Origin of the sequence: Granulicatella sp. HMSC30F09 (genome assembly GCF_001806915.1) — a bacterium.
In the GTDB taxonomy this organism is placed as follows: Bacteria; Bacillota; Bacilli; order Lactobacillales; family Aerococcaceae; genus Granulicatella; species Granulicatella adiacens.
This window is the reverse complement of sequence record NZ_KV786435.1, coordinates 1-12,854: the sequence shown is the minus strand read 5'-3', so window position 1 is coordinate 12,854 and position 12,854 is coordinate 1. Positions and strand designations below refer to the sequence as shown.

General features: G+C 37.4%; 11 protein-coding genes. 9 read left to right on the top strand and 2 right to left on the bottom strand.

The features are described from left to right. Nucleotides 1-143 precede the first annotated feature (143 nt). The 3 genes from map to HMPREF3103_RS08025 all read left to right on the top strand — a co-directional run bounded on the left by map (nt 144) and on the right by HMPREF3103_RS08025 (nt 2,565). Entirely contained in the window at nt 144-917 is a 774-nt protein-coding gene (map, locus tag HMPREF3103_RS08035; RefSeq protein WP_005607106.1) for a type I methionyl aminopeptidase, read from the top strand. A 15-nt stretch (nt 918-932) separates the two neighbouring features. Next, nucleotides 933-1,940, top strand: coding sequence for a UDP-glucose 4-epimerase GalE (gene galE / locus HMPREF3103_RS08030; protein WP_070439093.1), 1,008 nt, complete (start codon nt 933-935; stop codon nt 1,938-1,940). 331 nt (nt 1,941-2,271) lie between these two features. After that, nucleotides 2,272-2,565 carry an ABC transporter gene (locus HMPREF3103_RS08025; protein WP_070439090.1) on the top strand — a complete coding sequence of 98 codons (294 nt, stop codon included), beginning with the start codon at nt 2,272-2,274 and terminating at the stop codon, nt 2,563-2,565. Between the two features lie 86 nt (nt 2,566-2,651). Here HMPREF3103_RS08025 and HMPREF3103_RS08020 read toward each other — a convergent pair whose 3' ends face one another. Beyond that, the gene (locus HMPREF3103_RS08020; protein WP_070439087.1) at nt 2,652-3,197 is read right to left on the bottom strand and encodes an ECF transporter S component; all 546 of its coding nucleotides are present in this window, start codon (nt 3,195-3,197) and stop codon (nt 2,652-2,654) included. After that, the gene (locus HMPREF3103_RS08015) at nt 3,194-4,042 is read right to left on the bottom strand and encodes a pyridoxamine kinase (RefSeq protein ID WP_070439084.1); all 849 of its coding nucleotides are present in this window, start codon (nt 4,040-4,042) and stop codon (nt 3,194-3,196) included. Before HMPREF3103_RS08015 ends, HMPREF3103_RS08020 begins: the two co-directional genes overlap by 4 nt. A gap of 100 nt (nt 4,043-4,142) precedes the next feature. On the opposite strand from HMPREF3103_RS08015, the gene HMPREF3103_RS08010 reads away from it, so the two are divergent. The 6 genes from HMPREF3103_RS08010 to HMPREF3103_RS07985 all read left to right on the top strand — a co-directional run bounded on the left by HMPREF3103_RS08010 (nt 4,143) and on the right by HMPREF3103_RS07985 (nt 12,684). Next, complete coding sequence (locus tag HMPREF3103_RS08010) at nt 4,143-5,366, top strand: aminotransferase-like domain-containing protein (protein WP_070439081.1); 1,224 nt, start codon at nt 4,143-4,145, stop codon at nt 5,364-5,366. A gap of 241 nt (nt 5,367-5,607) precedes the next feature. After that, the gene (locus HMPREF3103_RS08005; protein WP_148128827.1) at nt 5,608-8,265 is read left to right on the top strand and encodes a cation-translocating P-type ATPase; all 2,658 of its coding nucleotides are present in this window, start codon (nt 5,608-5,610) and stop codon (nt 8,263-8,265) included. A gap of 125 nt (nt 8,266-8,390) precedes the next feature. Beyond that, the gene (locus HMPREF3103_RS08000) at nt 8,391-9,206 is read left to right on the top strand and encodes a regulatory protein RecX (protein WP_070439075.1); all 816 of its coding nucleotides are present in this window, start codon (nt 8,391-8,393) and stop codon (nt 9,204-9,206) included. Further along, entirely contained in the window at nt 9,197-10,369 is a 1,173-nt protein-coding gene (gene mutY / locus HMPREF3103_RS07995) for an A/G-specific adenine glycosylase (protein WP_070439072.1), read from the top strand. The genes HMPREF3103_RS08000 and mutY overlap by 10 nt, the downstream gene beginning before the upstream one ends. 118 nt (nt 10,370-10,487) lie before the next feature. Then, entirely contained in the window at nt 10,488-11,039 is a 552-nt protein-coding gene (locus HMPREF3103_RS07990; protein ID WP_371327436.1) for a nucleoside tri-diphosphate phosphatase, read from the top strand. Nucleotides 11,040-11,172: 133 nt separating this feature from the next. Next, nucleotides 11,173-12,684, top strand: coding sequence for a phosphohexomutase domain-containing protein (locus tag HMPREF3103_RS07985; RefSeq protein WP_070439069.1), 1,512 nt, complete (start codon nt 11,173-11,175; stop codon nt 12,682-12,684). The last annotated feature ends 170 nt before the right edge of the window (nt 12,685-12,854 follow it).

Here is a 12,854-nt window from a genome sequence, read left to right as displayed (position 1 = left end):
GTAGTTTGAAACGAAAAAATTTTAGTGGAAAAGTTGGGTTGGAAGATTTAGTTGTACATCTAGTTAAAACTTGTTTAAATAACTATTCTTTATTTTATTTTATATGCTATAATTGCCTTTGTTAGAAAGGATGAGTTTATTTCATGATTACATTAAAATCAAAACGCGAAATTGATGCAATGGAAGAATCTGGAGCGCTTTTAGCTTCAATTCATGTTCAACTTCGTGATTTTATTAAACCTGGTGTCACTACTTGGGATATCGATCAATTTGTCCAAAGAAAAATTGAAGAAGCAGGCGGATCTGCTCCTCAAATTGGCTATGAAGGGTATAAATACGCAACGTGTCAAAGTATCAATGATGAGATTTGTCACGGTTTTCCACGTCGCAAGCCATTAAAATCAGGCGACTTAGTAAAAGTAGACTTCTGTGTAGAGTTAAAAGGAGCCCTATCAGATTCATGTTGGAGCTACATTGTTGGCGAAAGCACTCCAGAAATTGACCACTTATATGAAGTGACAAAGAAAGCTTTATACTTAGGAATTCAACAAGCAAAAGTTGGAAATCGTATTGGAGATATTGGACACGCAATCCAAACTTATGTAGAAAGTGAAGGATTATCTGTTGTTCGTGATTTTATCGGACATGGAATTGGGCCAACGATTCACGAAAGCCCAGCAGTACCTCACTACGGTGAACCAGGAAAAGGTCTTCGCTTAAAAGAAGGAATGGTTATTACCATTGAACCAATGGTGAATACTGGAACTTGGAAAGCGGAAATGGAAAGTAATGGGTGGACTGCTCATACATTAGATGGTGGGTTAAGCTGCCAATTCGAACATACATTAGCCATTACAAAAGATGGTCCACGTATTTTAACGTTACAAAAAGATCACGCAGAAGACGTGTTGAACTAAGGGGAGGAAGTAAACATGGCAATTTTAGTAACAGGTGGAGCAGGATATATCGGTTCTCATACAGTAATCGAATTAGACAAAGCTGGATTTGACGTTGTTATTGTCGACAACTTTTCAAATAGCTCACCAGAAGTATTGAACCGTTTAAAAACAATCACAGGAAAAGATTTCCCGCTATATGAAGGAGACATTCTTGATCGTGATTTCCTAGTAACAGTTTTTGAAAAAGAAAACATCGATTCAGTGATTCATTTTGCAGGGTTCAAGGCTGTGGGAGAGTCTGTTGAAAAACCTTTAGAATACTATCACAACAACATCACAGGAACATTAGTGTTATTAGACGTAATGCGTCAATTTAACGTGAAGGATATCGTGTTCAGCTCAAGTGCAACTGTATATGGTATGAACAACGTGGTTCCTTTTAAAGAAGAAATGCCAACAAGCGCAACAAACCCTTATGGTTATACAAAAGTGATGCTTGAACAAATCTTAAATGATGTTGCTTTCTCAGATAGCGACTGGTCTGTCACAAACTTACGTTACTTCAACCCAATCGGAGCGCATGAAAGTGGATTGATTGGAGAAGCTCCAAACGGAATTCCAAACAACTTAATGCCATACATCACTCAAGTGGCTGTTGGTAAACGCGAATTCTTAAGTGTATTTGGTGACGACTACGATACACATGATGGGACTGGAGTTCGTGATTACATCCACGTTGTTGATTTAGCTCGTGGGCACGTACTTGCAGTTAAAAACAATGCGGCTCAAAAAGGTGCAAAAGTCTTTAATTTAGGAACTGGTATTGGATACAGTGTGTTAGATTTAGTAAAAGCATTTATCTCAGAAAATGGAGTGGATATCCCTTATAAAATTGCACCTCGCCGTGCAGGAGATATCGCAACTTGTTATGCAGATGCGTCTAAAGCGAAACAAGTTCTAGGATGGGTAGCAGAAAAGAACTTGAACGATATGGTTCGCGACTCATGGAACTGGCAAAAGAAAAATCCAGAAGGTTACTAGAAAAAGGTATATAAAAATCAATAAAACTCCTTCGGAGTTGTTATTGTGGCAAGAATAGTAGGATACCGGTTTGAGCCTAACATCTCAAACCTACCAAGCTTCAAAGGGAGAGTAGCGAATCATCGCAACTCTCCCTAATTCACATTGGTTATGATTCCCTACTATTGCCACAATAACTCCGAGGAGTTTTATTTGATTTTCACTTTTTCTAGTAACCTTCTGTCGCGGAAAGGGAAATGGTGCTTAGACTTTTTCTGGTAACCTTCTTCCATGGTGAAAAAGAGAAGTTTACTATGGTAAAATAGAGAAAAGTAATCAAGGGAGAATAGCGATGTCAGAAGGAGGAATTAATGCAATTGATCATTTATTGGAAATAATTAACCAATATCAAATAGAAGATGTGAATCCACAAATTAAAACTTTGATGAATTTAAAGGGATTTCTAGATGCAAATGGAATTCTTGATGAAAGAGAAAAGTTAGATGTGTACAAGTCGTTATTTCCGCCTCATGGAGGGTTGTCGGACATCTATTATTGGGATGATGACTTTGAGACAAGAAAAGAAGTTAATGATAGTATAGAGTCAGCGTTAAAAATTATTGCTAATTATTTATTAGACCGCTGACAGGAGAATCTATATATTTCTAATACTCCTCTGTGGTTATAAAAAAGAAACAGCTATTACGATTGAGTTCGTAATAGCTGTTTTGTTTATCTTTTTACACGTTTTAAGGCTTCTTTAAAAAGTGGATATATGATTGGAACTGCGATAATAGTAAGGGCCGCTGAACCGAAAGTCCCTGTAATCTTATTGATGGCTTGAATAAAGGCTGGGGCTAAGGCGAGACCTCCGACGATCACTCCACGTAAAAATGTATATTTAATAATATTCACAATTATTTTTGTGAGGGCTGCTAAAACACCAATTAAGATGATGTTTCTAATTTTGTCATCTTTCTTTAATGCTCTTTCGTAAACAAGATGGATGACTAAGCAGACAATTAATGATTCAAGAATGGTTTCCCAGACAACGGCAGCATAACCATTTAAGATATCAAAGACTCCAAGCCCGATGGTTGCAGCGAAGGCTCCTTGTTTTGTTCCAAATAATAAACATCCCACAACAACAAGTGCATTCCCAAAATGAACGAATTGTGTGGAAAATGGTATTTGAATTCTAAAGACACTTATACCTAAAAAAATTAAAGCTGCGAATAAGCTTGTTTGAACTAAATCTCTTAAATCTGTATTTTTCATAATGACACCTCAGTAGTAAATTTTGTGGTTAGCATTCCAAGTTTTTTCTCGATTGGAAGACCAAATGGAATTCGTTCAGGTTGTTGGCTGCTCAGTTGAAGCACTTCGTCGATGAATTTAAGTGTGAACGATAGGGCTTCTTCCACGGTCATGTCTTGAAGGATGCACGCAGTTGTTAGAGCGGCTAGTGTATCACCTGTACCGTAAAAATGATGCGGGTATTTTGCTGTATAAAAATCAAAAAATGAATCCGATTCTTTATAATATAGCTGAACGCCTGTAACTTTCTCATTATCAGGACATCCAGTAATAATGATGGACGCTGGCCCAAGTTCGGCTAGTTTCTTAGCTAACTCTCTTGTAAAGTCCATCATGATTTTTCCTTTTGGATAGGGCGTATCTGTCAAAAGACACGCCTCTGTAATATTGGGATAAATCACATCAGCTTTTTGAATGAGTTTTCTCATGGCTTCAACATGTTCTTGTGTAAATCCGCTATACAGTTTTCCGTTATCCCCCATGATTGGATCGATAAAAATTTTCGTAGACTCTGGCAGTTTTTCAATGGTATCGACCATTAATTCAATTTGTTCTGTGTTTCGGAAGTATCCTGTCAAAACAGCATCCGGTTTTAATTCCAGATGCTCCCATTGGTAAAGGGACTGCCTCATAAATTCTGTTTGCTCCGCAACCGCGATATTTTTGAATCCGCCTGTATGAGATGAAAGAAGTACTGTAGGCAGTAGAATCGTTTCAATCTGACAACAAGCGAAAATCGGGATAGCGGGTGCGAGTGCAACTTTGCCAATTCCTGGCAAGTCGTTTGCGATTAATATTTTTTTCATATCTATTCCTCGAGTTTCAATGTATCTGTATTGTAAAACGGGACAGGTGAGGATACAATAGGGATGAAAACAAACTGTACCGGTACAGTGGAGGTGTGTCATGTATCAATACCAGCAATTAGCTCAGTTATTAAAAGAGGAAATATTAATTGGGAATCTTCAAAAAGGAGATAAACTTCCCTCAATTCGAGAATTAGTTTCTCGATACGGGGTTAATAAGGATACGGTACAACGAGCCTTGCGTAGTCTAAAAGATGAAAGTTTTATTTATGCAGTCGAAAAAAGTGGCTATTATGTATTAAAGAATTCAGAAGCAAAGAAATTGGAAGAATCCGAGGAAGACTATTCTCAACTTCCGATTGAGGACTTGCGTATCTGCTTTAATCAATCGCTTGCTAGTGCGCATGATCTAAAACTAACTAAAAAAGAGCAAGCTTCTGGGATGGATGAATTGATTCAGGCGTTAATGCCTATTTTAGAAGAGTATGGGGTGTATGCTGCAAAGGAACAATTGGTCATCACGACTGGAACTCAACAAGCGCTCTATATTTTGTTACAGCTGATTCAAGGGAAAAAGGTGTTGCTCGAACAACCGACTTATGCACGAATGAATGAATTGGTGAAGCATTTGAACATTCCGTACGCAACAATTGAACGGCAGATGGATGGTGAAATTGATTTAGACCGATTAGAAAAATTATTCGCGAGTGGAGAGTTTTCACTATTCTATACGATTTCTAGGTTTCATAATCCGCTAGGTGGAAGTTACAGCGAAGGCACCAAGAAAAAAATTGTAGAACTGGCGAGACGTTACTCTGTATATATTATTGAAGATGATTATATGGCAGACTTTGTAGAGGGGAATGCAACACCACTTCATTATTACGATATGGATGGACGAGTTATTTATGTAAAATCCTTTTCATCTATTTTGTTTTCAGCCTTGAAAATAGGGATTGTTGTCTTGCCCAAAGAATTGGTAGAAACTTTTTCAATGCACAAGCAGTGGATGGATTACGATTCAAACGTGATGATGCAAAAAACCTTTACGCTCTTCATTGAAAATGGAATGTTCGCGAAGCATCGTAAAGAAATGGTTGAAAAATATATCGAAAAAAGTAAGCGTGCTAAGAAGTGGCTTCTGACATCAGGTGTCAGTGAAGGAATCCTTCATGGGACGCAATGGGTGTTTAAGAAAACGCCGATGATGGATGAAAAGTTACAAGCGATGAATCTGAAAGCTAAAGTGCTTGATGATTACTTTATCTCGAAAAATGCACCGGCATTGGAACGGTTGGATTTGGCTAAAATCCGCGAAATTTAGGTAAAAAGAAAGGTTAACAATTTATCTAAAAAATTTGCAAATCTCACACTTATTTGGTATAGTAACTACAACAATAATCGATCTCTATAAGGGAGTAACTGGCAACCAATCGTTGCGATAATATCAACAGCAAGCGAATTCTCGCTGGTATTATCTTGAACAGTGAGACTTATGTTTATTATCAAAAGGATGATGGGCATAAGTCTCTCTTTTTATAGAAAAAGAAAAGGAGTGTATTTTGTTGGAACAACAAACAAAACCCGTATATTTACAGTCAGTGGAGGAAGTTTTTAACGAAGTTCAATCTAGCCCTGCTGGATTAAGTTCACAAGAAGTTGCTTCTAGACTTGAAAAATACGGCGCAAACACATTACAGGAAGGTAAGAAAAAATCACTTTTAGAAAAATTTGTGGATCAATTTAAAGATTTCATGATTTTAGTGCTTTTAGTCGCTGCGGTTGTTTCGATGTTTGCTCATAGTGGTGAACCAGATCCGACAGATGCCGTTATCATTTTAGCAGTTGTCTTACTGAATGCTATTCTAGGGGTATTCCAAGAATCAAAAGCTGAAGAAGCTATCGAAGCGTTGAAGAAAATGGCTTCACCTGTAGCAAGTGTTTTACGTGATGGACATGTGGAACACGTTAAAGGGGAAGATATCGTAGTCGGAGACATCGTTATCCTTGAAGCTGGGGATGTCGTGCCAGCGGATATGCGTTTATTCGAAGTAAACACTGTGAAAATTGAAGAGTCTGCTTTAACAGGGGAATCTGTTCCTGTTGATAAAGACTTAGTGATTCCTACAGGCGATGAAGTAGGAATTGGAGATCGTACAAATATGGCGTTCTCAAGTACAAACGTAACTTACGGCCGTGCTGTTGGTGTGGTTACAAGTACTGGTATGAATACAGAAGTTGGTAAAATCGCTAATATGTTAGCAAACACTGAAGAAGGTAAAACACCACTTCAAGAAAATCAAGATGCTCTTGGTAAATGGCTAACAATCATGATTTTAGTGATTGCTGTTATTATCTTCGTAGTAGGGATGCTTAGAGGAAATGAATGGACTCATATGTTATTAACAGCGATTGCGATTGCCGTTGCTGCAATTCCAGAAGGGTTACCAGCGATTTCTACAATTATCCTTGCATTAGGAACTCAAAAAATGGCGCAACGTAACGCGCTTGTTCGTAAATTGCCAGCGGTTGAAACATTAGGTGGAGTTGAAATTATCTGCTCCGATAAAACAGGAACGTTGACACTCAACCAAATGACGGTTGAAAAAATGGTTTATGACAACGAAATTCATGATGCGTCAGAAGAAATTTCTAAGGACAACATGGCGCTTCGTGTAATGAATTTAGCTAATGACACAAAGATTTCTCAAGACAATTCATTATTAGGGGATCCAACTGAAACAGCAATGGTTCAATACGGTCTTGATAAAAACTATGATGTACGTGAAGAGTTAGTAAACATTCCTCGTATTGCAGAAGTTCCGTTTGACTCAACTCGTAAATTAATGACGACAATTCATCAATTAGAAGATGGTAAATATTTGGTTGCAACAAAAGGTGCTCCAGATATGTTACTAGACCGTGTGACTAAGATTGAAAAACATGGTGAAGTTTCTGTATTCACTGAAGATGACCGTACAATATTAATGAAATTAAACAAAGAAATGGCTACTCAAGCTCTTCGTGTGTTAGCGATGGCATATAAAGTGATTGATACTCTTCCTGAAACCATCGACACAGATTCAATTGAACATGATTTAATCTTTGCTGGTTTAGTGGGGATGATTGACCCAGAACGTAAAGAAGCAGCTGCTGCGATTAAAGTAGCGCAATCAGCTGGTATTCGTACAATTATGATTACTGGGGACCACCGTGATACAGCCCAAGCGATTGCAAAACGTTTAGGCATCCTTCGTCCAGATCAAGAAGACGGAGTATTAACAGGCAGCGAATTAAACGATATTTCTGATGAAGAATTAGAGCGTACTGTTGAAACTTACTCTGTATACGCTCGTGTATCTCCAGAACATAAAGTTCGTATCGTAAAGGCTTGGCAAAAGAATGGTAAAGTTGTTTCGATGACTGGGGATGGAGTTAACGATGCTCCTTCACTTAAACAAGCCGATATCGGTGTTGGTATGGGGATTACAGGTACTGAAGTTTCTAAAGGCGCTTCAGATATGGTACTTGCCGATGACAACTTCGAAACAATCGTAGTAGCTGTTGAAGAAGGACGTAAAGTATTCTCGAATATCCAAAAAGCTGTTCAATACTTGCTATCTGCAAACTTCGGTGAAGTAATGACAATGTTTGTTGCGACAATGGCTGGTTGGTCCATTCTAGAACCAATCCATATTTTATGGATCAACTTAGTAACAGACGTGTTCCCAGCGATTGCTTTAGGTCTTGAAGAAGCGGAAGCGGATATTATGAATCACCCACCACGCGGTAAGAGTTCGAACTTCTTATCAAACGGTGTGTTACCAAGTATCTTCTACCAAGGTTTCTTCGAAGGCGGAATTACATTATTTGTATTCTGGTATGCAACTCATATCGCTAATTGGGGGAACCCAGTTGGGGAAACAATGGCGTTTGCAACATTAGGTTTAATCCAATTGTTCCATGCGTTCAACGTGAAGTCTGTGTACAAATCACTTGGTCAAGTGGGTGCGTTCAAGAACAAAATGTTTAACTATGCAATCCTAGTATCGGCCGTAATGCTTCTAAGCGTAATGGTAATTCCTGGGTTAACAAACGTATTTGATGTAGCGACTCTAACAGCAGGTCAATGGTTGTTTGTAGTTGGCTCAGCATTCTCAATTGTTCCAATCGTTGAAATTGCTAAAGCAATTATGCGCGCAATGGGGATGGATAAAGATTAATTAATTGACTCAATAAGGCTCACTATTAGTGAGCCTTTTTCGTATATGAAAGTAGATTAGAGAGTTAAACTTTTATTCATCTGTGTATTTTGCTAAAATATTTTAAGTAGATTGGAGTGTGGGATATGGTCATTACAAAAATTGAGGCGCAGAAGAAAAAAGGGCGTTACAATATTTATTTGAATGATGCTTTTGCCTTTGGTGTAGATGAGGCAACAGTTGTAAAGTATGCCTTATTTAAAGGAACCGAACTGACAAAAGTTCAAATTAAAGAAATTCAGCAGGATGATTGTATTCAGCAAGCCTATCAAAAAGCATTGCACTTTTTAAACTTCAAGCTTCGTTCGACGAAGGAAGTCTATGAAAAATTAGAAAAATTGGAATTCGATGACGACATTATTAATGAGGTTCTTGGAAAGTTACATGAACAAAATTTTATCAATGATACGTTTTATGCTGAAAGCTATTTGAACCAGGCAAAGTTTGTCACATTCAAAGGGCCGAAGTCTATCGTTTTTGATTTACAGAAGAAGGGGATTAGTGACAAAGTCATTCAAACCGTTCTCGAAGGCTATTCTCTAAAAGAGCAGCTCGAAAATGCGATTCAAATTGCGCAGGCGTATTTGAAAGGACAAAAAAGAGTTACTACTAAAGTAGCAAAGCAAAAGGTAAAAGTATTCGTGATGCAAAAAGGATATTCGAAAGAAATTGCTGAAGAAGTAGTTCCGTTTCTATCGTTTGAAGCTCAAAACGAGATGGAAGCAGAATTGGCAATAAAAGAAATTGCAACAATTTACCGACGTATCGCCAAAAAATATGAAGATAATGAATCAGCGCTATGGTATCAAATCAAAGGGAAGTTGTATCAAAAAGGATTTACTTCCAGTGTGATTGAACAAGCTATCGTGCAATTTGAAATGGAGAAAGAAGAATGGATTTAGCCGGAATTGGCGTAAAAATGTGGGACGAGAAGAAAATCAAGCGTTTTAGAAAGGCGCTACTAAATTGGTATGATAAAGAAAAACGGGATTTACCTTGGAGAAGAACGCAAAATCCATATTTCATTTGGGTGAGCGAAATCATGCTTCAACAAACAAGAGTAGATACAGTAATTCCATATTACGAGCGTTTTCTAGAGACTTTTCCAACTATAAAAGATTTGGCTGAAGCTCCTGAAGAGACTTTATTAAAATGCTGGGAAGGACTTGGATATTATTCACGAGTACGTAATATGCAGAAGGCAGCCATTCAAGTGATGGAAGAGTTTGGTGGAGAATTTCCAAATACTTATGACGGAATTCTATCGTTAAAAGGGATAGGCCCTTATACAGCTGGAGCGATTGCAAGTATTGCATTCGGCTTGGCAGAACCAGCAGTTGATGGGAATTTGATGCGAGTCATTAGTAGACTATTTGAAGTGAATTTAGATATTGGAAACCCAAGCAATCGATGGGCTTTTCAAGAAATTGCTGAAATTCTCATTGATCCTGAAAGACCGGGAGATTTTAATCAGGCTCTGATGGATTTAGGTTCCGATATCGAATCTCCAGTGAATCCTCGTCCAGAAGAAAGTCCGGTGAAGGATTTCAGTGCTGCTTATTTAAATGGAACGATGCATATTTATCCAATTAAGAAACCTAAGAAAAAACCAACTCCGATGAAATGGAGAGCCTTTGTGGTTCAAGATGAGCAAGGCAGATTTTTAGTTGAAAAAAATACACAAGCGGATTTACTCAGTGGATTTTGGCATTTCCCGTTGATTCGTGATTTTAGCACAATTGGAGAATCGATTGACTTATTTGAGGGCGTGCTAGAAGAATCTTCAAATTATGAAATCAATCAGAATATACCATTAGAAGTGCAATTCGAAAGTCTGTATAGAATGAAATTAACACCGATTCGACTACTTCCTAAATCGGTCAAGCATATTTTCAGTCACCAAAGATGGGATATTGAAATGCAATATGCGAGCGCATTAGGTGAGGTGAAGAATAATTCATCTAGAACTCTAAAGTGGGTTACTAAAGAAGAGATGAAACTTCTGCCTCAATCAAGAGTTCAAGGGAAAATGTGCGAGATTTTAGTGGGACAAGAGCTTTTATAAATGAATGAGCTAAAATCGCATCGCTGTACTGTTTTTTGTTCACAGAATGGTAGAAATATGCTATACTACTAATGATTTGAAAAACACTAAGAGTTATCTCTTAAATAGATACAGAAAGTTGGATAAAGTGGTGCACAATCCCAGAGAAGGAGAATTCATCACTGTCAAGAGTTATAAACATGATGGTAGTCTTCATCGCACTTGGCGCGATAGCATGATTTTGAAGACAAGCGATCAAGCTATTATCGCTTGTAATGATCATACTCTTGTGACTGAGTCCGACGGAAGAAGATGGTTGACGAGGGAGCCAGCGTTACTTTATTATCATAAACATTATTGGTTTAATATTGTGACGATGATTCGTCAAAAGGGGATATCTTATTATTGTAATCTTGCGTCGCCTTATGTATTGGATGCTGAGGCGTTGAAATATATCGATTATGATTTAGATATTAAGATTTTCCCAGATGGCGAAAAACGATTGCTTGATGTCGATGAGTATGAATTACATCGCCGTCAAATGCACTATTCGAAAGAAATTGATCAAATCCTAAAGGCGAATGTAGAAATTCTTGTGGATTGGATTAATAATAAAAAAGGGCCGTTCTCGCCTGAATATGTCGATTTATGGTATGAAAGATATATTCAATTAACCTATCGTAAATCATAACTCATGATAGCTGAGTTAAAAGCAAGTAGCAAAGGCTGCTTGCTTTTTGTTATCTAGGATAATTTTTTGGAAACCTTCTATTAATGCATTAGCGCTTTTGGTAAAATAGAACTATAGTGAAGGAGGAGTTCCCATGTCAAAAATCAAAGAGTTACAACTGAGTTCAGATATTCGAGGTATTGCTATTGCGACAAAAGAGTTTGATGCAACATTGACAGTAAAAGAGAGTCGTTTAATTGCGAGTGCTTTCGTGAAATGGTTACAGAAGCGGTATCCGTCTAAAAATATTTCGGAATTAATTGTTGGAATCGGTCGTGATAGTCGTATTAGTGGACCGAATTTAACAAAAGAATTTATTAAAGTTTTATCTGCTTTTGGAGTTCACGTAATTGATTTTGAAATGGCAACGACTCCAAGTATGTTTATGGCGACTCAATTTGAAGAATTTAACTGCGATGCGACAGTGATGTTTACTGCGAGTCATTTACCATACTATTATAATGGACTGAAATTTTTCACGCGTGAGGGCGGATTAGAGTCCAGTGATATTCGTGATATTATTGCATTGGTGGATGAAAAGGAAGAACTACCACAAGGATCAGTTTCTACTATAGAAGTAAAAAGTATTTTTGAACGATACAGTCGTCATTTAGTGGAGTTGATTCGTAAGGGGAGTCAGAGCGAAAAAGAAAAACCGCTTGAAGGATTACATATTATAGTCGATGCTGGGAATGGAGCAGGAGGCTTCTTTGCAAAAAGTGTACTCGAAGAACTAGGTGCTAAAACGGAAGGCTCACAATTCTTAGATCCAGATGGAGCTTTCCCAAATCATATTCCGAACCCAGATAATAAAGAAGCCATGGAAAGTATTAAGAAACAAGTACTAGCGGTAAATGCTGATTATGGTGTGATTTTTGATACAGATGTGGATAGAGCTGCGGTTGTAACAGGAAGTGAGGAACTTCTCAATAGAAATAATTTAATTGCTGTTTTAAGTGTGATTGTGATAAGCGAGCATCCTGGAACAACAATAGTAACGAATTCTCCTACAACTGAACACTTGAAGAAATTCATTATGAAGTTAGGTGGGCATCAATATCGATATATATCGGGTTATCGTAATGTTATAAACAAAGCAATAGAATTAAATAATCAAGGAATTGATTGTCAGCTTGCGATTGAAACTAGTGGTCATGCTGCGTTCAAAGAGAATTACTTTTTAGATGATGGAGCGTATGTGGTCGCAAAAATATTAATGTTGCTTCCTAGATTGGTTGCTAAAGGGGAAACCTTAGATTCATTAATTAAAAAGCTAGTCCAACCTAAAGAAGTTGTAGAAGTTCGTTTTAAGATTGAAACTGAAGATTTCAAAGCTAAAGGGTTAGAAGTTATCAAAGAATTCCCTGATTTGATTCCGAAAGACTGGGTAGTAAATCCCGAAAATGAAGAAGGAGTTCGAATTGACTTTAAAGGGGAATATGGAGATGGATGGCTTCTTTTACGGATGAGTCTACATGAGCCACTTTTAGTATTACAAATAGAAAATGATATGGTGGGGTATCAAACTAAGATTCTTAAAACGATAAATAAAATTTTGAATCGCTATCCAGAACTCAATCGGAATAGACTAGAAGCATTGTTATAATAATGATTAAAAAGATACAGTTTGCATTTTTTGTGAACTGTATTATTTTTTTATAAAAAGTATATCTTTTCAGTTGCAAACCAAATCTGAATATGATAAATTAATATCACTGTTGAGCGAACGTTCGCTTATAAAACAGTTTCAAAATCTTCCAAAAAGATGGATGAAAT